Annotated in this window: 27 protein-coding genes and 1 pseudogene; 15 read left to right on the top strand and 13 right to left on the bottom strand. The window is 39.9% G+C overall.

Annotated elements, in window-relative coordinates; translation table 11 throughout:
* Positions 1-444: 444 nt before the first annotated feature.
* The 4 genes from prmA to aroQ form a co-directional block, all read right to left on the bottom strand.
* Entirely contained in the window at positions 445-1,323 is an 879-nt protein-coding gene (gene prmA / locus C427_RS00675) for a 50S ribosomal protein L11 methyltransferase (RefSeq protein WP_007638115.1), read from the bottom strand.
* Between the two features lie 76 nt (positions 1,324-1,399).
* Positions 1,400-2,770, bottom strand: coding sequence for an acetyl-CoA carboxylase biotin carboxylase subunit (gene accC / locus C427_RS00670; protein WP_015430259.1), 1,371 nt, complete (start codon positions 2,768-2,770; stop codon positions 1,400-1,402).
* Between the two features lie 13 nt (positions 2,771-2,783).
* Positions 2,784-3,257 carry an acetyl-CoA carboxylase biotin carboxyl carrier protein gene (gene accB, locus C427_RS00665; RefSeq protein WP_007638112.1) on the bottom strand — a complete coding sequence of 158 codons (474 nt, stop codon included), beginning with the start codon at positions 3,255-3,257 and terminating at the stop codon, positions 2,784-2,786.
* Positions 3,258-3,303: 46 nt separating this feature from the next.
* A complete protein-coding gene (gene aroQ, locus C427_RS00660; protein WP_007638111.1) occupies positions 3,304-3,738 on the bottom strand; it encodes a type II 3-dehydroquinate dehydratase in 435 nt (144 codons plus the stop codon).
* 239 nt (positions 3,739-3,977) lie between these two features.
* On the opposite strand from aroQ, the gene C427_RS00655 reads away from it, so the two are divergent.
* The 3 genes from C427_RS00655 to C427_RS00645 all read left to right on the top strand — a co-directional run bounded on the left by C427_RS00655 (position 3,978) and on the right by C427_RS00645 (position 5,557).
* Complete coding sequence (locus C427_RS00655; protein WP_007638110.1) at positions 3,978-4,589, top strand: acyl carrier protein phosphodiesterase; 612 nt, start codon at positions 3,978-3,980, stop codon at positions 4,587-4,589.
* A gap of 2 nt (positions 4,590-4,591) precedes the next feature.
* Positions 4,592-5,221 carry a uracil phosphoribosyltransferase gene (gene upp, locus C427_RS00650; RefSeq protein WP_007638109.1) on the top strand — a complete coding sequence of 210 codons (630 nt, stop codon included), beginning with the start codon at positions 4,592-4,594 and terminating at the stop codon, positions 5,219-5,221.
* An 81-nt stretch (positions 5,222-5,302) separates the two neighbouring features.
* The gene (locus C427_RS00645) at positions 5,303-5,557 is read left to right on the top strand and encodes a hypothetical protein (RefSeq protein WP_007638107.1); all 255 of its coding nucleotides are present in this window, start codon (positions 5,303-5,305) and stop codon (positions 5,555-5,557) included.
* Between the two features lie 418 nt (positions 5,558-5,975).
* Here C427_RS00645 and C427_RS24330 read toward each other — a convergent pair.
* Positions 5,976-6,146, bottom strand: a pseudogene (locus tag C427_RS24330) (IS3 family transposase); the annotation flags it as partial.
* Between the two features lie 262 nt (positions 6,147-6,408).
* On the opposite strand from C427_RS24330, the gene C427_RS26850 reads away from it, so the two are divergent.
* On the top strand, positions 6,409-6,801 hold the full coding sequence (locus tag C427_RS26850; protein WP_034899588.1) for an EAL domain-containing protein: 393 nt from the start codon (positions 6,409-6,411) through the stop codon (positions 6,799-6,801).
* Between the two features lie 171 nt (positions 6,802-6,972).
* Here C427_RS26850 and C427_RS00630 read toward each other — a convergent pair whose 3' ends face one another.
* Together C427_RS00630 and C427_RS00625 are read right to left on the bottom strand one after the other, a co-directional pair.
* Complete coding sequence (locus C427_RS00630) at positions 6,973-7,689, bottom strand: M23 family metallopeptidase (protein ID WP_007639057.1); 717 nt, start codon at positions 7,687-7,689, stop codon at positions 6,973-6,975.
* Positions 7,690-7,816: 127 nt separating this feature from the next.
* Positions 7,817-9,574 (bottom strand): protein-disulfide reductase DsbD, encoded by a 1,758-nt coding sequence (locus C427_RS00625; protein WP_407636125.1) that lies wholly within the window; start codon positions 9,572-9,574, stop codon positions 7,817-7,819.
* A gap of 427 nt (positions 9,575-10,001) precedes the next feature.
* Between C427_RS00625 and C427_RS00620 the strand changes: the two genes are divergently transcribed.
* The 11 genes from C427_RS00620 (at position 10,002) to C427_RS00570 (ending at position 19,915) form a co-directional block, all read left to right on the top strand.
* Positions 10,002-10,520: an FxsA family protein gene (locus C427_RS00620; protein WP_007639061.1), complete on the top strand. Its 519-nt coding sequence runs from the start codon at positions 10,002-10,004 to the stop codon at positions 10,518-10,520.
* A gap of 42 nt (positions 10,521-10,562) precedes the next feature.
* Positions 10,563-10,991, top strand: a complete 429-nt coding sequence (locus C427_RS00615) for a hypothetical protein (RefSeq protein ID WP_007639063.1) — start codon at positions 10,563-10,565, stop codon at positions 10,989-10,991.
* 303 nt (positions 10,992-11,294) lie between these two features.
* Positions 11,295-11,969, top strand: a complete 675-nt coding sequence (locus C427_RS00610; RefSeq protein WP_007639065.1) for a response regulator — start codon at positions 11,295-11,297, stop codon at positions 11,967-11,969.
* Between the two features lie 2 nt (positions 11,970-11,971).
* Complete coding sequence (locus C427_RS00605) at positions 11,972-13,297, top strand: ATP-binding protein (protein WP_007639066.1); 1,326 nt, start codon at positions 11,972-11,974, stop codon at positions 13,295-13,297.
* A complete protein-coding gene (locus C427_RS00600) occupies positions 13,290-13,649 on the top strand; it encodes a cupredoxin domain-containing protein (RefSeq protein ID WP_007639067.1) in 360 nt (119 codons plus the stop codon). Before C427_RS00605 ends, C427_RS00600 begins: the two co-directional genes overlap by 8 nt.
* The gene (locus C427_RS00595) at positions 13,639-14,418 is read left to right on the top strand and encodes a hypothetical protein (protein WP_007639069.1); all 780 of its coding nucleotides are present in this window, start codon (positions 13,639-13,641) and stop codon (positions 14,416-14,418) included. The genes C427_RS00600 and C427_RS00595 overlap by 11 nt, the downstream gene beginning before the upstream one ends.
* Positions 14,415-15,122, top strand: coding sequence for a hypothetical protein (locus C427_RS00590; protein ID WP_007639071.1), 708 nt, complete (start codon positions 14,415-14,417; stop codon positions 15,120-15,122). The genes C427_RS00595 and C427_RS00590 overlap by 4 nt, the downstream gene beginning before the upstream one ends.
* Before the next feature lie 114 nt (positions 15,123-15,236).
* A complete protein-coding gene (locus tag C427_RS00585) occupies positions 15,237-17,411 on the top strand; it encodes a glutamine synthetase III family protein (RefSeq protein WP_007639072.1) in 2,175 nt (724 codons plus the stop codon).
* A 121-nt stretch (positions 17,412-17,532) separates the two neighbouring features.
* Positions 17,533-17,808 carry a peptidylprolyl isomerase gene (locus tag C427_RS00580; RefSeq protein ID WP_007639075.1) on the top strand — a complete coding sequence of 92 codons (276 nt, stop codon included), beginning with the start codon at positions 17,533-17,535 and terminating at the stop codon, positions 17,806-17,808.
* Positions 17,809-18,049: 241 nt separating this feature from the next.
* A complete protein-coding gene (locus C427_RS00575; protein WP_015430253.1) occupies positions 18,050-18,973 on the top strand; it encodes a lipase family alpha/beta hydrolase in 924 nt (307 codons plus the stop codon).
* A 3-nt stretch (positions 18,974-18,976) separates the two neighbouring features.
* Positions 18,977-19,915, top strand: a complete 939-nt coding sequence (locus tag C427_RS00570; RefSeq protein ID WP_007639084.1) for a lipase chaperone family protein — start codon at positions 18,977-18,979, stop codon at positions 19,913-19,915.
* 47 nt (positions 19,916-19,962) lie between these two features.
* Here C427_RS00570 and C427_RS00565 read toward each other — a convergent pair whose 3' ends face one another.
* From C427_RS00565 to C427_RS00540, 6 genes are all read right to left on the bottom strand, one after another.
* Positions 19,963-20,859 (bottom strand): FAD:protein FMN transferase, encoded by an 897-nt coding sequence (locus tag C427_RS00565; protein WP_007639085.1) that lies wholly within the window; start codon positions 20,857-20,859, stop codon positions 19,963-19,965.
* A 30-nt stretch (positions 20,860-20,889) separates the two neighbouring features.
* A complete protein-coding gene (locus C427_RS00560; protein ID WP_007639086.1) occupies positions 20,890-22,212 on the bottom strand; it encodes a DUF3570 domain-containing protein in 1,323 nt (440 codons plus the stop codon).
* Complete coding sequence (locus tag C427_RS00555) at positions 22,203-22,427, bottom strand: DUF4266 domain-containing protein (protein WP_007639087.1); 225 nt, start codon at positions 22,425-22,427, stop codon at positions 22,203-22,205. Before C427_RS00555 ends, C427_RS00560 begins: the two co-directional genes overlap by 10 nt.
* Positions 22,428-22,559: 132 nt before the next feature.
* Entirely contained in the window at positions 22,560-22,973 is a 414-nt protein-coding gene (locus tag C427_RS00550; RefSeq protein WP_007639088.1) for a TlpA disulfide reductase family protein, read from the bottom strand.
* Positions 22,974-23,162: 189 nt separating this feature from the next.
* The gene (arcA, locus tag C427_RS00545) at positions 23,163-23,870 is read right to left on the bottom strand and encodes a two-component system response regulator ArcA (protein WP_007639089.1); all 708 of its coding nucleotides are present in this window, start codon (positions 23,868-23,870) and stop codon (positions 23,163-23,165) included.
* Positions 23,871-23,973: 103 nt separating this feature from the next.
* A complete protein-coding gene (locus tag C427_RS00540) occupies positions 23,974-25,623 on the bottom strand; it encodes a sensor histidine kinase (RefSeq protein ID WP_034899594.1) in 1,650 nt (549 codons plus the stop codon).
* Positions 25,624-25,733: the final 110 nt, after the last annotated feature.

Raw genomic sequence — 25,733 nt, 5'->3', positions numbered from 1 at the left:
GATATGCAACCAATCTCGACTTCCGTGTCGAGCTGTTCAGCTGGGCGCTGCGGTGCAGCTACAAAGGCCAGCTTCACCTCCGGTAGTCGGCAACATTTTTGCCCATTTCTTTTAAAAAAAATTCACCTATAAATCTGAGAGGAATGCCTTATAGCGTTGGTTCGACATACTTGTATTGATATCTTGGAACAGCGATAAAGTCATCTTTTTTTATTTTCAATTTATAAGCAAGGTAATAATAACAAAATTATTTTGGCTGTTATTCACATTATTCAACAGCTCATTTTTATTCGCTCAAAAAAATACACTAGATGATGAGTATTGCCAAATTCAACTGATAATGAATGAACAATTCCATCCAGTTAGCCCACCCATTCAAACTCTTATTGAAAAAATTACACATAAATAATGTAATCCAACCCTGTTAACTTTTCGATGCTATTATTATTTTTTAACTCCAGATACCCTTGCCCACTCACCATCTATTTCAATCGGCTCCATAACAAAATCTTGGCTGTATAAGTCATTAATTTCTTGAGCTTGGTTATCTAAAATTCCGGAAAGCACTAATTTACCACCTGGCTTACAATAACCGGTAATTACGGTTCTTAATTCACGTAATGGTGCGGCAAGGATATTGGCTAACACCACATCTGCTTTTAGCTCTGGTTGATGTTCAGGCAGATATAATTCAATTTTTTCGCCAATATCATTACGATTGGCATTGTCTTGGCTGGCTAATAGGGCCTGAGGATCAATATCAATGCCTACAACGCGCTTAGCACCTAATTTTAGTGCAGCTATACCCAAGATTCCTGAACCACAACCAAAATCAACCACGGTTGCCTCAGACAACTCTAGGCTATCTAACCATCGCAGACACAAACTAGTAGTGGCATGTGTACCAGTACCAAAGGCTAATCCTGGGTCGAGCATCACATTCACTGCGTTTGGATCAGGTACATCACGCCAGCTGGGGCAAATCCATAAACGTTTGCCAAATTGCATAGGATGAAAATTCACCATCCATTCTCTTTCCCAGTCTTTATCTTCTAATTGGTCTAATTTATGGTTGAAGTTTTTACCTAACAGCTTGGACTTGCTTAGTTGGCTAATGACTTGCGACATATCGTATTGTGCGTCATACAAACCCACTATTTGGGTGTCTGGCCAGAGCATAACTTCCCCGGGTTTAGGTTCATACATTGGTGTGTCTTTAGCGTCTACAAAGGTCACAGCTTGTGCGCCATTAGCCGATAACATTTCGCCTATTTGTTCAGCGTATTCAGCTTGGCTGTTTATTTTTAATTGGATCCAGGGCATAAACGTACGTCACACTTGAAATTTTCCGCATTATAGAGCAAAAAAAAGAGCGATACACCGCTCTTTTTTAATCGATTTATAGGTTATTAGCGATCCAACTAATGGCCGCCCATACCGAGTTTTTTTCTAGGTAGTGAATATTGGCTCCACCCGCTGCAAAGGCCTCATCAGCCATAATGCTTTTCTGTAAATCAACATTGGTTTTAATCCCACCGATGACCAGTTCGTCTAATGCATGACGCATTCGGGCGATAGCCACTTCTCTGGTCTCACCGTAAGTAATCAATTTACCAATCATTGAGTCATAATATGGGGGCACTACATAATCGGTGTAGATATGTGAATCCCATCTCACACCCAAACCGCCCGGTGAATGAAACTTGGTGATTTTACCTGGGCTTGGAATAAAAGTTTTTGAGTCTTCTGCATTGATACGACATTCAATCGCATGACCTTTCACTTGTATCTGGTCTTGAGTCATTGACAACTTTTGACCTGCAGCTACTCTCAGTTGCTCTTTAATTAAATCAACACCGGTGATCATTTCCGACACTGGGTGTTCAACCTGAATACGAGTATTCATTTCGATAAAGTAAAACTCATTATTTTCAAACAAGAACTCAAAAGTACCTGCGCCACGATAGTTAATATCAATACAGGCTTGGCAACATCTTGCACCAATTGCCGCGCGCATTTCTGGGGTAATACCCGGTGCAGGAGCCTCTTCCACCACTTTTTGATGACGACGTTGCATAGAACAATCACGTTCACCTAGGTGAACCGCATTACCTTGACCATCAGCCAATATTTGAATTTCGACATGACGTGGATTTTCGAGGAATTTTTCCATGTACACAACATCATTATTAAATGCTGCGCCAGCTTCACTTTTGGTCATGGCAATGGATGTAATCAGTTCTTCTTCACTGCGTACCACACGCATACCACGACCACCACCGCCGCCTGCTGCTTTAATAATAATGGGGTAGCCGATAACTTTGGCAAGCTCTTTGTTACGGGCTTCGTTTTCGTCCAAAGGTCCATCAGAACCAGGAACACAAGGTACGCCAGCACTTTTCATCGATCTAATAGCTGAAACTTTATCACCCATTAAGTTAATGGTTTCGGCAGTCGGGCCAATAAAGGTGAAACCACTTTTTTCAACGGCTTCGGCAAAGTCAGCGTTCTCGGCTAAAAATCCGTAACCCGGATGAATAGCATCTGCATCGGTTATTTCAGCTGCGGCGATAATACGAGGGATATTCAGATAACTCTCTGTGGCAGATGCTTTACCAATACAGATTGTTTCGTCAGCTAACAATACATGTTTGAGTGACTCGTCGGCAGTCGAATGCACTGCCACAGTCTTAATGCCTAACTCTTTACAGGCACGCAAAATTCGCAGGGCGATCTCACCGCGATTTGCAATAAGGACTTTTTTTAACATTGTCATAGACCTTTTATTCAATCACAAACATTGGTTGGTCGAATTCTACAGGATCTTGGTTTTCAACTAAAATTTGTTTGACTACACCAGATTTATCCGACTCGATCTGATTCATCATTTTCATCGCTTCAATAATACATAGAGTGTCGCCAACATTGACTTTTTGACCGACTTCTGCAAACGATTTAACCCCTGGAGATGACGAACGATAAAAAGTACCCACCATAGGCGAACACATAATGTGACCACTTATCGCTGGCGCAGTTTCAGGAGCGGGAGCCGCAGCAGGTGCTAATTGTGGCTGTTGTACAAATTGTGGCTGTTGTACAAATTGTGGTTGTTGTACAAATTGTGGTTGTGGTGCAATTTGAGCTTCCGTGGCACCACGGTGGATGCGCACCGACTCTTCACCTTCAGTAATTTCTAGTTCAGATATGCCAGACTCTTCCACTAGCTCTATCAACTTTTTAATTTTACGTATGTCCATTTTTTTCTCTCTAATTAGTTAATCAACAAGAAAATTTTGCTGATGTTTATTTAGTTAAATATTGTTTTGCCGCCGCTAAGGCGAATTCATAACCTTGTGCACCTAACCCACAAATCACCCCTTGGGCAATGTTGGATAAGTAAGAATGCTGTCTGAACACCTCTCTAGCGTGAACATTCGATAAATGCACTTCGATAAAAGGGATAGACACACTCAAAAGTGCGTCTCTCAATGCAATACTGGTATGCGTAAATGCACCTGGGTTAATGACAATAAAGTCTATTTTTTCAAAAGCTTTATGAATAGTATCAATTAACTCGTGTTCAGCATTTGACTGCACGTGAGTTAAACTCAAACCTATTGAGTCAGCATAAGTACTTAACCTACTGACAATTTGTTGTAGATTTTGTGAGCCATATGTTGCAGGCTCGCGCTTGCCTAACATGTTTAAATTTGGGCCATTGATAACTAATACTTTCACTAGGTCGCCATTTTAATTAGTAATGATTCTGTTGAGTGTTTCTGCATATGAAAAACATTATTTCAAAATCGATCTTCGTACATTAAATGCACATTAACTTAAATTATTCATCCATTATAGAGAGCAAATAGAAATTAACAGCAAAATACTGGTCTTATCAGCGAAGATTGCCGCCAAGTTAACGTATTTTATGCTTTTATTGGGACTTATTACCTACCTACATTGGAGTGTTTTTTAATTTGAATTATATCGCCCATATCCACATAGGCTCACATACTCAAACCAACTTGCTGGGCAATTTTCTTGGAGACTTTGTTAAAGGCAGTCACCTGCAGCACTTACCTTTTGAGATTGAACAAGGTATCCGTTTGCATCGTAGTATTGACGTGTTCACTGATTCACACCCTCTAATAATTGAATTAAGACAATGTTTTCCCAGTAATATTCGAAGGATGGCTGGGGTAATTATCGATATCTATTTTGATTACCTACTGATGCAATCTTGGAAACGTTACTCTGACACCCACTTCAATATTGTCTTTGCTAATTTTTATCAACAACTTGAACAATTTTCATTACCTGATAATGCGCATTTTAATAAACAGGCCGAGCGCTTGAAAACCCAACAATGGTTAAATCAATATGTCAATGTCGAAAGCTGTTTTAGAGCATTCACTAGTATTGAACATCGATTGAGAAATAAAGTTATGTTTGCCGACCAAGCCCAGTCTTTTTTACTTCTAAATGGGGATAAGCTTGAGTCTAGCTTTCAACAGTTCTATCCTGAGTGTCTTGACCACGGACAGAGATTTGTCCAAGACTACAGTCTCAACAATAACCGCGAGAAATAAGTATGCCCGTACACGAAATTCATCACCCTTTAATTCAACACAAAATAGGTTTAATGCGTGAAGAAGGGATTAGCAGTAAAGATTTTCGGGAGTTAGCGAGCGAGGTGGGTAACCTTTTAACTTATGAAGCCACTAGAGAGCTACAGACTGAGGTGGTTGAAACCACAGATTGGAATGGGAAAAAAATAAACATACAAAAAATAAAGGGCAAAAAAATAACAGTCGTTCCTATTTTACGTGCCGGTTTAGGTATGTTGGATGGTGTTTTAAGGCTAATCCCTAATGCTAAAATTAGTGTGGTAGGTTTGTATCGTGATGAAGAAACGCTACAACCTGTTGCCTATTTCGATAAAGTCGTAAAAGACGCCGCAGAACGCACCGCATTAATTGTAGATCCGATGTTAGCTACTGGTGGCACTCTTATTGCCACCGTAGATTTACTCAAGCAAAAAGGCTGTAAACATATTATGGGGCTATTTTTAGTCGCGGCTCCAGAGGGTTTAGAGGCAGTTCAAGCTGCACATCCTGATGTCGACATTTATACCGCAGCAATCGATGAAAGACTGAATGAACAGGGTTACATATTGCCAGGGCTTGGGGATGCTGGTGATAAAATTTTTGGTACCCGATAAGCCTAAAAGTATTGAGTGTCACTTATGATTTAATAAGAGCCATTTTATTAAATCATGCATTGTGAGACGTGAGGTTTATTAGTGTATAAATTGATGTCATTTACTTTTTATTATTTGAACGTGGATAAATATGTACCTGCAGAAATGATGAATAGAGCCTACTTTAGGCCAACGAGATATTATTTTTTAATCAATTTTTTATTGTTGCTTGTCTCAACTGCGAGTCAAGGTGAGCCGTTGATCCAGGACCCAACATTTTCTCGTTTATCCACAGATAATGGTTTATCTCAGAATACTATCAATTCTCTGTTATTAGATGATGAAGGTTTTTTGTGACTGGGTACCGCTGATTTGATGGCTATCAAAACCAGCAAGTCCTTGGTCCAAACAACGAATTCAATGCTGCCCCTATAAATTATTTGTTTCAGGACTCAAAAAGAAACCTTTGGGTCAGTGACTCTGTCAAAGGCGTTCACCAATATAACCTCACGAAAAATACAACCAAAAATATTATCAATTTAAAGTTAAAGCGGGATAACCAATTAACACAAAAAGCCAGTTACGTTAGCGAGGACGAACTGGGAAACATATTATTCTCAATGGATGAGGGTGTTTATTCCTATTCATATGTTACTAATAAGCTTTCTGTTGAATATTTGTTACCAGATAAAATGCTTAATAATGGTAGTAATGTTAGAACCCATTTATTGTCACAAGGCATTCTGACCTGGTCAACCTAATACGACTACCTCAGTTAAGCTACTTTTTGTAATTCATTGTTTTGTTGTTCAAAGTTATTAGGACTTTGGTAATCCAAGTACGAATGAAGTCTATGGCTGTTGTACCACATGGTCATGTAATTCAAGATGTCTTGTTGGGCGCTAAATCGTGTAGAGTAATTACGCCAATGCACCCGTTCTTGCTTTGTATTTTTGCTCTACCACCTATGCGATGGCATCCAATTTAAATTCTTTTGAATATTTCTTACGTGCATTCATAGTCCACTCCAGTTTTGAGTATTATCTCTTAACTAGAGTGTCCGAATCAATTAGACCACTTCATCCTGATGCGCTGGCCGACTCGAAGCGGCATGATAACTCCAGATATATTTATTCCTGTTTCAGAGGAGCTTGGTTTAATAGAGCATATGACATTAGATGCGTTTGAACGAGCGATGCCAGTACTGAATGAAATGCGCCAGAATGTTTTTTGCTGGGTATATATCAGTAAACCTGTCGGCTAAACATTTCGACAACCAATCTTCAATTGATAAGATTATTCTGCTTTTGGAGCAAAATAATATACCAGTTACAGCCATACGTTTTGAAATTACCGAAAGTGCCTTGATGCGCGATTACGATAAAGCACTGACGTACATGACCCAAATACAGCAGAAAGGCTTTTTAATTGCGTTAGATGATTTTGGTACTGGGTTTTCATCTCTGAAGTATCTTAAAGAATTCCCAATAAACATCATCAAGGTAGATAAAAGTTTTGTTGATGACATCGGAAAAAACCAAAATAATGAGGCCATTATCCTCACAACGCTAAGCATGGCTAAACAATTAAAAATGAGTTGAGTGGCAGAGGGTATTGAAACCCTTGAGCAGGTAGAGTTTTTCAAAAAGAATAAATGTCAGCATCTACAAGGTTATTACTTTTCTAAACCGGTTCCGGCAATCGATATTCTCGCACTATTAGAAAAGACACGGTAGATAACTTAAACTAGGAATAGAGATAAGACCCAGTCTTTATTCAAACACAAAAGGCAGTGATTGATACTTTCCAAAAGGCATTGCTTGATATACCGCAAAGTGTAAGTGCGGCAAAGAAGAGAACCCCGTATTACCCGAGTAACCTATTTTTTGACCTGCAATAACGCGCACACCTTGTGCAACCGTAACGCCATTTTTTCTCAGATGGTAATACTCACCTGTGGTGTCATCATCATGCAAAATCACTACGTAATTAGCATATTTAGCGTATTTTCGACTAGCACCTCCCCGTGTATGATGCTCAATTAAGTCAATCACAACCCCTGCCCTAGCTGCATGTATAGCAGTACCAATAGGCATAGCAAAATCAACCGCATACCTTGATGGCCCACTGTGGCTATATCCACCGCCAAAGCCTTGTACTATAGGGAAATAATCACCTTGAGCATATGGGTTTTGATAAACAGTATCCCCTTGATGTTTCGCCAGCATATTGCCTGGTGCCCAATAAAAAGATTCGTCATACCAAATTTTTCGTCTAATGTTGATGGGCTGCAACTCAAGCACTTTAACTCGCTGATACCCTTGAAGCACTTGGTTAACAATATGTTGGCGCTGGTTTGTGGCAGACGTTTTTAAGTTATTGGTGTCCACTTCTAAGGTGACAGTCACCACAAAAGGTTTTTTATTGTAAAGCCAATAACCGACCTGCTTGTTGTTCTCTATTTTCTCTACACATGCCCAATCATCCATGCAGTAATTACCTGAGTTCGCAAAAGAACTACAGGTAACCAACATACTGAATATGGCTGTAAAAAAAGTTAAGGAAAAAGTAGTAAAAAATTTAGTTATAAAAACCGAGTGATAGTACAAGACACAGTTACTTAGCAAAAAGGTTATTCACATGCTCAGCAAAAGGTGCGGCACGCATAAAACCTGTCACTCTAGCCGTACTTATCTCTTGTCCTTGAGTATCAAAAAATAAGATAGTCGGTAAACCTAACACTGAAAACTTCTCTTGGAATGCAATATTGTTATCAGTGTTATCAGTTAAATCAATCTGCATTAGAACGGAATCGCTCAACGCTGCCACGACCTGACTATCGGGGAATGTATATTTTTCAAACTCTTTACACGCTACACACCAATCTGCGTAAAGGTCTAACATTACTGTTTGCCCATTAGCATTGGCCTCGGCTAGTGCTAGATTGAAGCTTTCGATACTGCTTACGCTCAGAAATTCTTGATGCGCGACAGGGGTATTATTTGATTGAGCTTGAGTATCGCTGTGGCCGAACCCATTGAATGTTTGATAACCATAACCGGCTGAAAAAAACAGGCCAATGAAGATCAAAAATGCACGAAGGCCTTTATAAAAATTTGTTGGGCTGTTTTGATTCATCACAAAGAAATATGTGAAAGTAGTTAAGCCAAGCAATGTCCAAGCGATGTCGGTAGCAACATGTGAAACTAAACGTTCTACAAACATAATGGCAACTGCCAGCATCATAAAACCAAACGTGACTTTAACAACGTTCATCCAGTTACCTGCCTTGGGTAACAATTTACCACCCGTAATGCCGAATAAAATCAACGGAATACCCATACCTAAACTCAATACATACAATGCACTGAACCCCAGCACTAAATCACCACTTTGGGCGATAAATAACAAAATCCCGGTCAGCGGCGCAGTGGTGCACGGAGAAGCCACTAAACCAGAAATCGCCCCCATCGCCAACACCCCAAAGTAACTTCCACTGGTTTGTTTATTGCTCATGGCGTTGAGCTTTTCTTGCCATGAAGAAGGCAATTGCAACTCATAGGCACCAAACATCACGACTGCTAACAACACAAATATGACAATTAGCGCAATTAAAATAGCCGGATGTTGTAAACCAGCCTGAAATTGCACACCTGCAGAAGCAACAATCAATCCCAACAACGAGTAAGTGATAGCCATACCTTGTACATATACAAATGACAAAGTAAACGCTCGGGACGTGCTAATAGTTTTACCTTGACCAATCACAATACCAGACAAAATTGGATACATAGGAAATACACAAGGTGTAAATGCTAAACCAATACCTAAGCCTAAAAATAACAGCAGGGTGATAAATAAACTCTGTTCACTAGACAACAGACTGGCTAACTCAAATTGCTCTGAAATGGGTGCTTGAGTATTTGATTCAATTGCTGAATCTTTTGATAATTGGTTAGACTCCGCTTCAGAAACATTTCCGACCTGATTCAGATACACTTCTCTAGTAGTAGGTGGATAACACAAACCAGCGTCAGCACAACCCTGATAACGAATTTTAACTATGCCATCTTGCACTGAGGATACTATGGGGTAAGTTATATCTAGTTGGTTACGAAATACGTCAGATAATCCATAAAACTCATCTTCAATTTGTTCGGCCACTGGAAAAACGGGCATACCCAACTCAGCTTGCTTAACAACTGTTTTAAACTGCTTTTTATACAGATAATAACCATCAGCTATTTTCCAGCTTAGGGTGAGCTGATCGCCTTGCTGGGCGAAATCGAATTGAAACGCTTCATCTACTTGTAAAAATTCTGGTTCGTCAGCAAACAGATCACTTAAAGGATCGGATGTTTGCGCCGTAACCACAGATGAAAAAAAACAAAAACTAAGTAGTAAAACATAATATCTAATACTGAACTTCATCGACAACACTTCTTATATAAAAGGTAACTTGGCACTATGTTCATTATACCAATGGACCAACGGGGATTATTAAATAATATTAAAGCACAAACCTTAACAAAATATTAAGACTGCATATTCACGACACATTACTTTGTTTAGAGACCCAATCTTTAAGAGTCAAATTTCACTACTTTGCTAAATAAGATAAACTTAAAAGATAAAAAGCTCTTGGGCACTAAACTCGTTAGACAATCCAAACAACACTCTGTAACAATATGATGGTATATATGCTGGAGTTTTGTTATTCAGTCCCAATATCATTACCAACACATTAACATAGAGAGTATACGTAAAGCTTGTTACGTAAAGCTCAAATAACGAGGCATCTTTGTTTAAACTATTTTTATTATTCGCAATTTTACCTATTGTCGAAATAGCCATATTGATCAACGTGGGTGAACAAATAGGTGGTTGGTACACCGTAGCTATCGTTATTTTAACCGCCTTTGCTGGTGCACATTTAGTTAGGCAACAAGGGATTAGCACCCTGATGCAAGCACAACAAAAAATGCAGGCTGGCACTATGCCTGGTCAAGAAATGGCTGAAGGTTTATTGTTAGTAATTGCAGGTGTGTTATTAGTCACCCCCGGTTTTGTCACTGATGGCATTGGTTTTTTATTGAGTTTACCGATGACTCGCCCGCTTATAGCCAAAGGGTTGGTGAAAAGATTATCCATCCGGATGATCAATCCCTCTTTTAATGGTAATTTTTCGCAACAGCAACCTCACCAGCAGCAACCTCATTCAACCGATCAATCTGAAGATATTATCGAAGGTGAGTTTGAACACAAAAATAAATCACCCGTCAACCCAGCTATTAAGGATGACTTAAGAAAGCCAGACTAATCTAGGCACTACGTTTTCAATAATCTTTGCAGGTAAATACTAATGCTTTGGCGTTTCTTGGTTTTCATTCTGTTTGTTTGCTCACCAGCTCAGGGGTTTGATAACCAAGAATATTCAGTATCAGCACTTTATCAAAAATGGTTGCTACTGCAAGTGCATGAAGACCAACAACTCTCCGAACTCACTGCACTAGCCAAGAAAGCTGAAACACTTACTAAACAATACCCTCTACCTGCGGATTGCTGGGCCTTGCAGGGTATGACCAAATCTCAACAAGCAAATGTAGAGAGTGGTTTTGGTGGATTGAGGTTAGTAAAACAGGCTAAAGATATGTTGCAGAAAACCTTATCTATAGACACTTATATTTTTTATGGTGTGGCTTACGCCGAGTTAAGTTGGCTTTATCACCGCACCCCAGGCTGGCCATTTTCTTTTGGTAGCGACAAAATGGCCAGGCATCGGCTTAACTGAGCCGTAAACATCAACCCATGAAGCATAGCCGCAATTTTCGCTACGCTGACTATTGGTTTGACCAAGAAAACTATACTCAAGCATAAACGTTCTTTGAAGCCACTTTAAAGGCGATTAAACTACACAACCCAACCGAACGTTACAACCAAGATTGGAGTTAACATAAAAAACAACTTGCAGATCAAATGTTAGCAAAAGTACACAATAAATACAGCTACCTAAACCACCTTGACCTTTCAAACTAGATCACTTTCGACTACCTTAGCGGCATAGTGTAGTGGGACTTTACATAGAGTTATTAAAATGCGAATTTTGTTAGTCGAAGATGATATGCAATTAGCCAGAGGCCTGCACCAGTCACTTCGTTCCGAGGGGTTTACCGCCAATCATGTCACTAACGCTAAGTCAGCCATGTTGACCATAAAAACCAATGAATGTGACATGTTAATATTGGACTTAGGTTTGCCAGATATGGACGGTCTAACGCTGCTTAAAAACATCAGGCAAATGAAGGTCAATATCCCTGTTCTGGTACTCACAGCAAGAGACTCCATCGAGGACAAAATTAAAGGACTAGACCAAGGTGCAGATGATTATCTAAGTAAACCTTTTGATGTAAACGAACTTATTGCACGTTTACGAGTGATTGAGAGAAGGTTGGGTACCGCCACTACTTCTACTATTACTATTGGTGAGGTATGTCTAGACTGCGCTTCTCATCAGTTAAGTGTTGCTGGTCAGGTGGTTGAATTATCTCGCAAAGAATTTATGCTATTAAAGGTGCTGTTAGAACAAGCTGGTCGTATTCAATCCAGAGAACAACTTGAGTCTAAATTGTACGAGTGGGGTGAAGAGGTAGCGAGTAATGCAGTTGAGGTACATGTTCACCACCTCCGTAAAAAACTCCCCGAAGCCTTTATCAAAACAATCCGCGGTGTAGGTTACAGTGTTAAAACTAGCCCTCGTATAGAGTCATAAATTTGTCTATTCGTCGCTATCTAACACTGATTTTATTATCTGTGATTACATTAGTCACCTTCGCGGCTGCCATCCAGGGTTACCGCGGCAGTATGGCGAAAGCAACCAGCGTATTTGATAATGAATTACGCTCTTTGACCTATGTGCTGGTGAATATTACCGACTTGAGCACTCAGTCATTAGCGCCACAACCTGACGCTGCTTTTATATACCAAATATGGCAACATAACCAATTAATAGTTAGTTCTCATCCAGAACTTAAAGCGGCAATGAGTAATTTTAAAAATGGATTTGCTGAGCATAATTTTTTAGCTCAACGTTGGCGCACTTATGCACATTTTTTTGAATCGGACAATAAATGGGTGTTTGTTGCACAACCCTTAAACCGGCGCTTTGAACTAGCAGAAAAAATGATCTTGGCTGCGGTTACACCGCTGATTTTGTGTATTCCGTTGCTAGCCATTATTATATTTTTGTTGGTCAGCACGGGTTTGCGGCCATTGAGGCTTCTATCTGACAACTTGCGCGCCAAAAAAGCCGATGACCTTAGTCCCATTACCCAGCAGAATCAGCAAAACGAACTCAGCCCAGTATTAGAAACCTTGAATCAATTATTTGAACGACTAAACGCAGCCTTTTCACGAGAAAAACGCTTTGCCTCAGACGCAGCCCATGAATTACGCACCCCATTGAGCGTCTTAAAAATCAATGCCCACAACCTAAAGTTAGCGCTAAACAATAACAGTACTTCAAACGCCAATATGCAATACCTGCAAGAAGGTATTGAGCGAATGAGCCATGTAGTAGAACAAATTTTACTGCTCAACCGAACCAATCCTGAACAATACCAAGGTCAATTTAAACAAATAAATACTGCTTCACTCTGCCAAAATGTTATAGCCAGTTTATTCCCACAAATTGAAGCAAAAAGACAAGAAATAGAACTAGTTGGTCAAAGTGCAAGCATTTTAGGTGATGAGTTTTCTCTAGGTATATTGCTACAAAATTTGATCTCCAATGCGAGTAAATACTCACCTGAAGAGACCCTAATTAGGGTGACATTGAAAAGTCTGGAGCAGCGAGTGATTATACAAGTAGAAGATTCAGGTCCAGGAATTGATGAATCAGAGTATAAAAGAGTATTTGAGCGTTTTTACAGAATTGGCGGTGACCGTCATGACAGCAACACCCCAGGGTGTGGTTTAGGTTTAGCCATTTCTAAGCATATTGCCGAACTGCATAATGCTGCATTAAAACTAAGCCGTTCTGAGCAATTATCAGGCTTATCAGTAGAGCTGATATTATTACAAGGGCAATCCAGTGAATAAAGTTATAGGCGCTTTAACACTATGCTTTGGCTTATTTTGTCAGTCACTGTTGGCGGCTGTTGAGGAGTATCATGTCCAGCTCAAGGATCACCTATTTTTCCCATCACAGATTACCATCCCAGCAAATCAAAAAGTCAAACTCATAATCTATAACCAAGATAATACACCAGAGGAATTTGATAGCTTTTCACTCAATAGAGATAAAGTCATTTTTGCCAATAATAAAGCAACCATATTTATTGGCCCACTGCAGCCTGGCGAATACGATTTTTTTGGGGAGTATAACCCTAATACCGCAAGGGGTAGTGTGATCGTTGAACATCAAAAGCAAAAGGCTGCAGATGCTAATTAATACGGTTATTTTATTTTTACGGGATGCATTGCCGATATTTGTGTTGGTTGTGTATCTATATGTTCATCTGCCAGCGACTAAGTTATGGCTATTGTTGAGTATTGCAGCAGGTGCCCTTTTGAGCCTAATCTACATCAATCAAATCCATGTCATCGGTCAATGGTTTGATGGTAAAGGCATTGAATTATCATTATGTTTGTATCAGGTATTTGTCTACTTGTTAACCCTGATTTTGGGCTATGGATTAAACCGAAAGCAACCTTCAAAAAAGCATTATTTATATTGGGTCTCAGGCTCAATGGTAAGTTTAATCTTAGTGTCTAAAGGCAGTAACTTTATTTTGTACTTCGATGGTTATTTAAACCAAAGTAATGCAATGCAATCTATGTTGCTCGGTACATTTTTGGGTCTAGGTATTTGTTTCAGCTTAGCCATATTATTGTATCTGACTGCACAATGGTTAAAACAGCGTCTAGGCACTTGGGCAACATGGTTATTAATTCATATTTACGTTACTGGCCAACTCGTCAACGCTTTATCTTTACTGGTTCAGGTCGACGTTATTGATGCTTCAGCAACAGCATGGAGTAGTCAGCACTTAGTTAGTAATGAATTTGAATTAGGTCATCTATTTAACGTGTTGTTTGGCTATCAGGCATCACCCTCTGTTGCTCAAGTGATTGTATATGTGCTCGCCTTATTGATCCCATTGGCTATTTTCTATTCCCTCAAGCTATATTCAGCTTCCCACTCAGGTCACAAACAATGAAAACCATTTTCCGCATATCTATTGCGCTTTTGTACTGTCTATTTTCGATATCAATAAGTCGGGCTGACGGCATTCAAGTTGACAAAGTTTATCATCCTTATGTCTTAGCTAATGAGCGGGAATTAGAGTGGCGTTTTACTTCTAGACAAAACGATGACGGCAATGTGTTGGCGCAACGTTTTGCTTACGGGCATGCCGTTTCAGAATACGTGACGATTGAAGGTTACATAGTTGGGGAAAGAGACGACATCGGAGACTTTGGTCTACAAGCTTATGAACTTGAGGTTCGCTGGATGTTAACCGACCAGGGAGAACTATGGGCAGATTGGGGTATGTTATTTGAGCTTGAAAAACAACATAAAGAAGATATCTACGAATTTACCAGCGGCTTGTTATTCGAAAAAGAATTTACTCAAACCAGTTTAACCATCAACGCGTTGCTCGTTTATGAATGGGGTCAAAACATTCAAGATGAATTTGAAACGGAATTTAGACTTAAGTATCGCTATCGGTATTTACCGGCCTTACAACCTTCTATAGAAATCTATACTGGTGAGGATTTTATTGGTATAGGCCCCGGTTTTATGGGTGTACATCGATACCAAGGGCAAAAACAACTAAAATGGGAATTAGCCTTTATAGCTGGCTTAAACGGCGATTCTAAAGACCACACTCTTAGGTTTGCCCTAGAATACGAATTTTAATAACCCATATCTGGCCTAAAAGCTGCTTTCTTAAATCTTAGACCTGTAGAGATTTACGTTAATAAAAATGAGTAAATCCCTGCTGCCCCTTTAAAAATAAGCCAAGGAAAAGATATGAGTGGATTAACATTACGTAAAAACGCAATAATTGAAATCACAAATCGTGCACCAAAAGTGTGTGAAATGCCTGAACCATTGAACAAAATATGGGCAATAGATGTATTCAGTCTGGCGGCAATGGAAGAAGCGTTGTCAAAAAATGCTTTTAAAGCCATAAAAAATACCGTTAAAACAGGCGCGTCTTTAGATCCGGCAACGGCGGATGTTGTAGCGGCAGCAATGAAAACTTGGGCGATGAAAAAAGGGGTTAAATTCTTTTCACATATCTTCTACCCTATGACCAATATTACTGCTGAAAAACATGACGGATTTATCATTACGAATTCTGATGGTGGTGCCATAACTGAATTTACTGGCAGCTTATTAATTAAAGGAGAGCCTGACGGTTCTTCCTTCCCTAATGGTAGCTTGCGCATGACCAACGCAGCCAGAGGCTACACGGCTTGGGATCCCACCAGCCCTGCTTATGTGATGCACACGGCCAATGGTGCCACCTTGATGATCCCCAGCGTATTTATGTCTTGGACGGGCGAAGCCTTAGATAAAAAGATTCCTTTGCTACGCTCAAACAAAGCCATGGATAAAGCTGCGAAAAAAGTATTAAGTCTAATGGGTGAAACAGATATAGCCACTCTCAATTCAAGTTGTGGCGCAGAACAAGAATATTTCTTAGTCGATGAACACTTTGCTAACGCCCGCCCGGACTTATTATTGACTGGCCGAACTCTATTTGGTGCACCTCCGGCTAAAGGGCAACAATTCGATGATCACTATTTTGGTGCGATACCCGCCAGAGTCCAAGTGTTCATGCAAGACTTTGAAAACAAGCTCTACCGTTTAGGCATTCCAGCTAAAACTCACCATAATGAAGTGGCGCCTGGTCAATTTGAAATTGCCCCCTATTACGAAGCAGCCAATGTTGCAGCTGACCATCAGCAATTATTAATGACACTGATGAAAAGCACCGCTAAGGAGCATGGTTTTTTATGTTTATTACATGAAAAACCTTTTGCCGGAATAAATGGTTCTGGTAAACACGTTAATTGGTCTGTGGGTAATGATACCCAAGGTAATTTACTCGACCCAGGCAGTACACCTCATGACAACCTCAATTTCTTATTATTTTGTGGTGCAGTCATTCGTGGTGTTCACTTACATGGGCCGCTATTAAGAGCAGTGATCGCCTCTGCCGCAAATGATCATCGCTTAGGAGCAAATGAAGCACCACCCGCTATACTGTCTGTCTATTTAGGCCATCAATTGGAAAGTGTTTTCAACGATATCAAAGATGGAAAATTATTAGAAAAAGCCAAAGGTGGCTTGATGGATCTTGGTTTATCACAAATACTTAAATTTGAACGTGATCCTGGTGATCGTAATCGTACCTCACCTTTTGCCTTCACTGGAAATCGCTTTGAGTTCAGGGCAGTAGGTTCATCGCAATCTGTATCAGGGCCACTAGTTGCGATGAATACTATTTTAGCCGACTCACTCAATTGGATAGCCGAAAAGCTTGAAGCGTTATTGGCTAAAGGTGAAGACCAAACAGCCGCTGTCATCACAGTATTGCAAGAGTTAATGGAGCTACACGGCAATGTTATCTTCGGTGGCGATGGTTATTCAAGCGAGTGGCACACAGAGGCAGTGGAAAAACGTGGTCTTAAAAACATTCCTACTAGTGCCGACGCTTTGCCTGCCTTTAAAGAAGAATCGGTGATAAAACTGTTTGAATCAACAGGCGTGCTTTCACCAGCCGAGCTTGCTAGCCGATTTGAGGTATATGCAGAACAATACATTCTGACTATAGAGATGGAGGCAAAATTAGTAATTGGCATCGCCAATACTAGAATATATCCAGCCACCGTAGAATATCTAGACAGCCTTTCAAGCGCCGCGACTAACCTAAGCAAACTAAATATTACCATCAGCCATAATAGTATTGATGAAATTGCAGCTGAAACTGACGGCATGATGGCTGCTGTTGGCAAACTCAAAGACGCCTTAAGTATCGAAGAATTTGATAGCACTGAAGCGCATATGAACCACTGTGCTAAAGTGTTATGCCCACTTATGTTAGCCGTCCGTTCTCACGCAGATGCGCTAGAGTTGGTGGTGTCAGATGATTTGTGGCCCTTACCTAAGTATCAAGAAATGTTATTTATTAAGTAGGTCATCATCTACCAATAGACCAACAAGAAAAAGTGCTTCGGCTCTTTTTCTTTTTTTGGCCCTGCTAACTGATAAACTTAGCTATCAATTAATTAGCAATACCTTTATTGGGTTATAAAACATGAAAGCCTGCGCCTGCCACATTTTAGTCAAAGATAAAGTCCTAGCTGAAAAACTCAAAAGCCAACTCGACAAAGGTGGTAACTTTCAGCAGTTAGCCAAAAAACACTCCACTTGTCCTTCAGGCAAAAAAGGCGGTGACTTAGGTGAGTTTAGCCCCGGTACTATGGTCAAAGCCTTTGATAATGTCGTATTTAAAAAAGAAATTCTGACTGTACATGGGCCAGTGAAAACCCAGTTTGGCTATCATTTGATTAAGACTCTTTACCGAAGCTAATATAGCTTCAAATTTTTAATGCCCTTGCCATATTTGGTCTCTAGCCAACTTACTTGCCTACTGTAAAGCTGTCCTTTAACTGTTAGCGACAGCAATTGTAAAAAACCATATCGCAGCCTCTCACATTCACCACGTGTATTTTCAATATATGGGTAAATTATCCACACTGGATTGACCTCTGATGAGCAAATGTTAATATTATGCCTAAGTTGTTAACCAAACGTAAAAATCGAGCGGCAATATGAATAAAGTACTGACGAGTTTCCTAATCATTTTTAGCTTAATAGTTTGTGCAAGTTCACAGGCAAGTACCTATACCAAAACAAAATATCCAATTGTCTTGGTCCATGGCATTTTTGGTTTTGATGACGTATTGGGAATTGATTATTTTTATCGTATTCCCTACTCATTGAGCCGCAGTGGTGCAACAGTATATGTCGCTGCCGTTTCTGCAGCGAATAGCTCAGAAGTAAGAGGTGAGCAATTATTGTTAGAAGTGCAGCAAATACTGGCCCTTACAGGTGCTGAAAAAGTCAATTTACTTGGACATAGCCAAGGAGCGCAAACAGTGCGTTATGTAGCGTCTGTGCGACCTGACTTAATTGCTTCAGTAACCAGTATTGGAGGAGTAAATTGGGGCACTCCCGTAGCAGATATAGTGCGTAATGTTGTGCCGCAAGGGTCGGTTTCAGAATCACTTGTTGAATCCATAGGAAATGGATTAGCATCTATTTTAGAATGGTTTTCAGGTAATGCAGGGCTACCCCAAGACTCAGTAGCAGCTTTGGAAGTGCTCACCACACTAGGTAGCTTAGCGTTTAATGCCAATTACCCAGAGGGTGTGCCAGATACATATTGTGGCAGCGGTGATTTAGTCGCAGCTAACGGTGTGGAGTATTTCAGTTGGAGTGGAGGCAGCGCTTTTACCAACGTTTTTGATGTCCTTGATGGGCCTCTATTGGCAACCAGTTTTGCGTTTAACGAGGCAAATGATGGGTTAGTTTCCGCGTGCAGCAGTCATTTGGGTTATGTGCTTAAAGATAACTATCGAATGAACCACATTGACGAGATAAATCATACTTTTGGTATACATCACTTGTTTGAAACTGATCCCATTACTCTATATCGAAAACATGCTAATCGACTGAAAAATAGAGGCTTATAAAACATGAAGTGGGGGATTACTGTAATTTTTAGCTTAGCCTTTATGGCAGTACTAATATGGAAATCCTCTAAACCTAATGTGAATGCGGTAACTTCAGTAAACTCATCCAAAATTGAACAAACATTTACAATGAGTGTTGCAATTGATATCGATGGTCATGTGCCAAATACTGCATACAACTCTGACAATGAAGATGTGTGGCAGACTGAAGAATTGCGGGCGCTGCTTGATTTTTATGTTGCATACTACGAAGAAGGTGAGCAAAAAATGTGGCAGGAGTTCAATCAATACTGCCATCCTCTAACTTACTGCTCAGAATTAACGGAATTGTTTGAACGTTATCTAGAATACAAAACACAGCTTCAAAACTTAGATACTGAGCGCTTAGACCTAGCATCGGACTTCGAGGATAGGCTCGATGAGTTAGACATACTTCGTAGTGAATTATTTTCTTTACTTGAGATAAGTCTGTTGTTTGATAATGAAGAAGTCTGGGACAGACATGCCATTGAAAGGCTGCGTATCAATCAAAATGCAAGCTTAAGCAAGCTGCAAAAAGCACAACAGGTCAAACAACAACTTGAACAACTACCAGACGATATGAAACGAGCTGTAGCGCCTACGCAACAACTGCGCAAGATTAATCAGATTGTAAGCAGTACTGCCTTGAATAGCAGTCATGAGTACAACCAACTTGCCGCTGAGTTTGGAGACGACGCCGCGCAAAGGTTAGTCGCCGTTAATCAATCGCAAAATACTTGGTTGAACAAGATACAACTGTTTCAACAACGTAATGGTGATCTGAAACATCAATTTGGCCAAAATCCTACTGATTACAGCCAAGCAATAACACAACTAAAACAACAAATGTTTGAAGCCAACGAACAAAAGCGGTTACAGGTATATTTAGCCAATCCTAAGCTACTTAAATCTGCTAATTAGATTTGACTAATGATCTATATTTTTAAGACTTCATATAACAATGAAAATTAACGATAACACCAAAATTTTACTGCCTGCTCTTCTAAAAAAGCTTCGCCCTTGACTCCTTTGAGCAAAGCCAAGGTCGCTAGTAATCCAGCTTGGATACAATGAGGGGCAGCGACAGTTACAGAGCGGGCTGCCTTTTCAATGGGATATCCGGTTTCAGGATTAAGAATGTGACTGTAACGTTTGCCGCCGTTTAATAGATAACGTCTCGCGTCCCCACTGGTGGCTAATCCGCCACTAATGATTTTTAGAGTGTGAGTGGTGTTTTTATCATCACCTTCAGGACTTTCAATACCGATATACCAAGGCTGTGTGGTATGACGTGCACGAGTTACTTGAATATCGCCTCCAAAATTCACCACTACTGATGTTTTTGGCGCAGATTCAGTACACATTTTAGCAACACAATCCACAGCATATTCTTTGCCTATGCCACCAATGTCTAACTCCATGCCTTTAGTGAGCATGACTGAAGATTGATTATATTTGACTTTTTGCCAACCGATATAAGGCATTAATGCTTGCACTGCTTCAGGGCTAGGTAAATTATCTGAGCCATCAAATTTCCATGCTTGGCGTAATACACCAGAGGTAATATCGAACATACCGTCACTTAACTCAAAGCAACTGTTAGCAAATTCCAATAAGCGAAACGTTTCATCATCAATGGCTACCGCTTTACCCATACTATGATTAATATTAGCCATTAGGTTGTTAGGCAAATAACGGCTAAATTTCTGTTCGATACGTTGGCTTTCTTTATAGGCAAGAGAGGTAAGATGATTGGCAAGCAACGGATCTTGGGTTTCTATCAACAACTCGCAAGGGCTTGCCATAGCAGCAAAGCGACCAATAATATGATCGCTCTTTTGCTCTATAGTGTACGCGTCGTTCAACTAAAATACCTGTTAAGTCAAATCATCACTTTAAAAGCTATAACTGACTTGTGCAATCACTGCTTTCACGCTGGGGTATAAGTCGAGCTGCTGCAACGCTCCGGGAGCATCAAAACCAGCGTTCTTAGGATCTTGTTGATAATATTCCACCCTAAATGCCCACTCGTTACCACTTGGCATTGTCATTCCGTATTTTAAGCCAATGGTGTAAGCCGTCATTTCACCTAAACGATAATCTGCACTAGCAAAGGTAGGCAGTGTTGTACCTTCTATTAGAAATGGTTGATAAAACTCAGCAGCACTTTGTTGATAATATCTAAAGTGTGGCTGAATATAGGTATTGTCGCTCAAGTTAAATCGAAATCTGGAGTCAATCGTGTGAGAATTAATGTCCCAATCGTCTGTGGCGTATCGATAGGAGATATCTGCAACACCACTATCCAAGGCATACTTTGTCTGCCAATAGAAATTATGACGGGTGCGCTCTGTAGGTCTATCTTCATGCACTAACGACTGAGTTAACCCTTGGTCGTTGACCACACTTAAGACCTTAAAGGGGTCAGTGTGATAACCATCAGACATTGATAAGCCATAGTTAAATTGCATCAACATTCTGCGGTTGATAATTTGTGTCACTCCAAACATCAATTCTACCGTGGTCTTATCATCAGTATCTGTCTGTCTTGTGGCATCAAAAGCAGCTTGATAAGCGTCTTGATTAGCGAATTGACCTTCATCAATTACCATTTCAGAAAAGGCAACAGGGCGTCCACCTTCGGGATCGATAGTGTCATAAGCTAGAGATAAACCGGCAGAAACTGTGGTGTTTTTCTGATTAAAATCTTTCGCAAGCGAACCATTAACTGCAATAGACAGGTAGTCATATTCTTTTGACAAGTGCACACCTGTACTGCCACGCATGTCATTCCAAAGAGGCTGAGTCCACTGTGCTTCAAGTTGCACTCGCGTATCATGAAATGTGTCATCTAAAGGTACTTCACCTGCAGCGACAACATATTGGCCTTTTCCTGATGGGCGTGTGTATGTCTGTGCGTTTGGTTGAGCAACTGCGCCCGACGCTGAGGCCCCAGTGAGTGAATCAGCAGTAATTTTAGTAGAAAACACATGCTCATCACCAAAGTCTTTTTTGGCCGAAAACACGCCTTCAACTGCTGTAACTCTTGCAGTTTCACCATAGTACAGCAAAGCTGCGTCCATTTCCCACACACCTTCATCGGCCTCTACAACTGCAGAGGTGCCTAATAGCGCACAAGTCGCTACAGCAAGTGCGGCATTAACATTGGCTGTTTTTCTCATATTGTTAGTTAATGAGTTTTTAGATATCAATTGCATCCACAACCTCCACCAGCAAAACCACGACCACCACTGGTAGCCTCTTTACTAAAGTAAATATGGTCATCTAAACCAAGGTCTATCCCCTCAGAGTCCAAAGCCATTTCTTCTTTGGCTAGCAGATCGCGCTCCCATGGTTGAACGCCGAGGTTTGCACAACCTACAAGCAGGGTACTAATTAAAAATGCGAGGATAATTTGTGCTTTTTTTAACATTACTGGCTACTCCTAATCCGTTAAGGACTATTATGATTTAATGACTTTTTATTCGTTAAAGACTTTTTATTCGTTAAAGACTTTTTATTCGTTAAAGACTTTATTATCTAATGGCTTCTTAGCTAATGGCTTCTATTCGTTAAGTAATAAGACTAATTCTTGTTCGTATAAATGTTCGGTGCGAGTGAAAAAACCTTTATGTGAAAAACGTATTTTGCCTGTTTTGTCAATTAGGTAACTGCTAGGCATTCCTATTAATTGATACTCGCTAGCAATGTTGCCTTCTGGGTCATAGATAATTGGAATTTGTGCCGGTACTTTATCTAGAAAATCCTTTGCCAAAGACGACTCTGAATCTAAATTGATGGCAATTATCTGCAAACCTTGTGCAGCGTATTTCTGTTGCATCTGGTTCATCCAAGGAAATGACTGACGACATGGCTTACACCAGCTAGCCCAAAAATCGAGATAAACGACCTGCCCAGCTAAATCAGATAATTTATTCGGTAATTGAACGTTTAAAATTGCAAAATCTGGAGCTGCCATTTCCTTTGCAAAACTTAAAGAGAGTGGTGTAAAGCTGATAAGAATAATCAGTAAACATAATCGGAAATGACGCAAAATATTGACCCTCTAGATAATATGCAGTCATTCTAAAAGTTGAATCTTAAGTAAAACTTAAGACAATAAAAAAGCTCCCTAAGGAGCTTTTTAAATAGGCGTGTAAACGGGTGGTTATGAATCTAATGAGCCACAGAAACGATAACCTTCACCATGTATAGTTACAATCAAATCATCCGCGTTAATTTCTGATTCAAAATGCTTACGGATACGACGGATCGTCACATCAACAGTGCGGTCATTAGGACGTAGTTCACGGCCGGTCATTTCCATTATGAGTTGTTCACGTGTCAAAATTTTACCTGGATTGTTCAAAAACAGATGTAAAGCTCGAAATTCACTCCGTGGCAAGCGAAATTCTTTTGCACTAGGAGAAATCAAACTGCGGCTATCACTGTCTAATATCCAACCGTTAAAGCCTACACGGCTTGGCAGATCATCATCTTCGTTACTGTTAGTTGTACGCGTTAATAAGTTACGTGCGCGTATAGTGAGTTCACGAGGATTAAAAGGTTTAGTAAGATAGTCATCAGCACCAATTTCTAGACCTAAAATTCGGTCTACGTCGTTATCTCTGCCGGTTAAAAATATCAAGCCAATATTTTTACGGCCGCGCACTTCGCGCGCCAAGATCAAGCCATTTTTACCGGGTAAATTGATATCCATAATGACCAGGTTAATAGTGTTGTTTGCGAAGATCTCATGCATCTGTTCACCATTTTCGGCTTCAAATACATTATACCCTTCTGCTTCAAACAAGCTTTTAAGGGTGGTACGTGTGACCACTTCATCTTCAACAATTAATACGTTAGGAGTCTGCATGTTTCACGCCTGGTTAGGAATTTGTGTAAAAGTTTATCAGAAAATATCTAAAATTCTGGATTTTATCCAGATAGAATAGCATAAATTAACAAAATCTATGTTGTTACATAAAAGAAGCACTATGCACCTTGTTAATATCAACCTTTTTGACAGGGAATATAATTCTGAACTCAACGCCCTGACCTTCTTCGCTGACAATAGAAATTGAGCCATTTAAAGCTTGTGTGACTAAATTATAGACCAAATGCATGCCTAAACCACTACCCCCTTGACCACGTTTAGTGGTGACAAATGGGTCGAAAATCCGTTTCCGCAAATGTTCTGGTATACCTTTGCCGTTGTCTTTAAATTCGATACTGACCTTATTGTCATCAATAGATTCAATGGTAATGTCTATTTGGCCCTTATCAACGTCTTCAAAACCATGAATAATTGAATTCATGATTAAGTTGATCATAATTTGATTAATCGGCCCAGCCTTGGATTCAACCACCAAGTTATCTGCACAACTTACATTGATCAGATGTTTTACCTTTTTTAACTTTGGTCGCATTGACATTAATATTTCGTCCATCAACTTGGCGAAAGAAAAAACGCGATTATTTTCTGAGGATTGGTCAACAGCGACTTGCTTGAAGCTTGATATCAGCTCGGCCGCCCGATTCAAATTTCGATAAATGATATTTAGATTTTCTTCACCTTCAGCAATAAATTTCGACAAAGAACTGGCTTTAAGTGTTTTATCTTCAAAAGCTTTTCGCATATCAGATAATCTATCTAACATCATAGTTGAAGCTGTGACGCCAAGACCAATCGGGGTGTTGACCTCATGAGCCACACCGGCAACCATATCGCCCAAAGACGCCATTTTTTCATTTTGCACCATTTGACGTTGAAACTGGTGAAGTTTCTCTAAGGTTTGGATCAATTCGTTATTAGCTTCTTTTAGAGCCATGGTGCGTTGTTGTACTTTCTCCTCCAAACTTAAATTTAATTTGACTTGTTCAGATTCTGCTTCAGTTTGGCGTTCCATATGTTCTTGGGTGCGTTGCAACATATTGTTGAACGCTTCGCCTAAAATATATAACTCTTTAATACCGTGCAGCTCTGCTCGGCTTGAATAATCTCTTTGCCTCGAAATACGTTGCACAAATTTCACCAAAATATTAATAGGGGCGGTGATTGCACTTTGCAGTTTTAGAGTAAAGAAAAAACACATCAGCAAACAAATCAACAATACACTAACGGTAACCATGATTGACTGTGCAATCAGGTTTTCTAATACATCGGCTGAAGCACGTAAATATACGTATCCCAACACTTTTCCACTTTTACGGATAGGCCGAATAACTTCTATTACATTACCTGTCATCTTTGGCTGATTGAGGGCTTGTACTTGATCAAATTTGGCTTTAACCGGTGCAATGCCTTCTTTATTGTAACTGGCAAAAAAGTCGGTAGTGTTTGGGTCGATAATTTTGTAGATATGTACATTTTCAATGATTTCGGATGCAACCAGAGCTTTCAAGTTTTGTTCTTCAACTAAACCTTCATCATTCATCATTGGTTCTAATGCGTTTTGGCCGATCAGCTTGGAAAACATTAAAACGTTTTCTTGCAAGGATTGTCGATAATTACTGATTTGACTATACAGATTGACACCCGAAGACAGAATTAATGACAAAGATGTAATAGCCATAACTACCCATATGATTAGGCTTTTAATAGATAAAAATTTAGTGTCTGAGGCCATATTGCTTGTAACGTATTCCTTGGTCTGACAACTCTTCGTTCATGATATTGATACATAAACGTTCAAATTGGAACTAGTAGACTAAATTTGCTGGATTTTTTTCATACAAA

The organism is Paraglaciecola psychrophila 170, assembly GCF_000347635.1.
In the GTDB taxonomy this organism is placed as follows: domain Bacteria; phylum Pseudomonadota; class Gammaproteobacteria; order Enterobacterales; family Alteromonadaceae; genus Paraglaciecola; species Paraglaciecola psychrophila.
Note: the sequence above shows the minus strand (reverse complement) of the source record. Positions and strands in the feature narration are given on the sequence as shown.

Bases quoted from the DNA above. Each gene is read 5' to 3' on its own strand.
- prmA (WP_007638115.1), bottom strand. From the start codon at position 1,323: ATGCCCTGGATCCAATTAAAAATAAACAGCCAAGCTGAATACGCTGAA.
- accC (WP_015430259.1), bottom strand. From the start codon at position 2,770: ATGTTAAAAAAAGTCCTTATTGCAAATCGCGGTGAGATCGCCCTGCGA.
- accB (WP_007638112.1), bottom strand. From the start codon at position 3,257: ATGGACATACGTAAAATTAAAAAGTTGATAGAGCTAGTGGAAGAGTCT.
- upp (WP_007638109.1), top strand. From the start codon at position 4,592: ATGCCCGTACACGAAATTCATCACCCTTTAATTCAACACAAAATAGGT.
- C427_RS26850 (WP_034899588.1), top strand. From the start codon at position 6,409: ATGAAATGCGCCAGAATGTTTTTTGCTGGGTATATATCAGTAAACCTG.
- C427_RS00630 (WP_007639057.1), bottom strand. From the start codon at position 7,689: ATGGATGATTGGGCATGTGTAGAGAAAATAGAGAACAACAAGCAGGTC.
- C427_RS00615 (WP_007639063.1), top strand. From the start codon at position 10,563: ATGCTTTGGCGTTTCTTGGTTTTCATTCTGTTTGTTTGCTCACCAGCT.
- C427_RS00610 (WP_007639065.1), top strand. From the start codon at position 11,295: ATGCGAATTTTGTTAGTCGAAGATGATATGCAATTAGCCAGAGGCCTG.
- C427_RS00595 (WP_007639069.1), top strand. From the start codon at position 13,639: ATGCTAATTAATACGGTTATTTTATTTTTACGGGATGCATTGCCGATA.
- C427_RS00590 (WP_007639071.1), top strand. From the start codon at position 14,415: ATGAAAACCATTTTCCGCATATCTATTGCGCTTTTGTACTGTCTATTT.
- C427_RS00585 (WP_007639072.1), top strand. From the start codon at position 15,237: ATGAGTGGATTAACATTACGTAAAAACGCAATAATTGAAATCACAAAT.
- C427_RS00580 (WP_007639075.1), top strand. From the start codon at position 17,533: ATGAAAGCCTGCGCCTGCCACATTTTAGTCAAAGATAAAGTCCTAGCT.
- C427_RS00575 (WP_015430253.1), top strand. From the start codon at position 18,050: ATGAATAAAGTACTGACGAGTTTCCTAATCATTTTTAGCTTAATAGTT.
- C427_RS00570 (WP_007639084.1), top strand. From the start codon at position 18,977: ATGAAGTGGGGGATTACTGTAATTTTTAGCTTAGCCTTTATGGCAGTA.
- C427_RS00560 (WP_007639086.1), bottom strand. From the start codon at position 22,212: ATGCAATTGATATCTAAAAACTCATTAACTAACAATATGAGAAAAACA.
- C427_RS00555 (WP_007639087.1), bottom strand. From the start codon at position 22,427: ATGTTAAAAAAAGCACAAATTATCCTCGCATTTTTAATTAGTACCCTG.
- C427_RS00550 (WP_007639088.1), bottom strand. From the start codon at position 22,973: ATGGCAGCTCCAGATTTTGCAATTTTAAACGTTCAATTACCGAATAAA.
- arcA (WP_007639089.1), bottom strand. From the start codon at position 23,870: ATGCAGACTCCTAACGTATTAATTGTTGAAGATGAAGTGGTCACACGT.
- C427_RS00540 (WP_034899594.1), bottom strand. From the start codon at position 25,623: ATGGCCTCAGACACTAAATTTTTATCTATTAAAAGCCTAATCATATGG.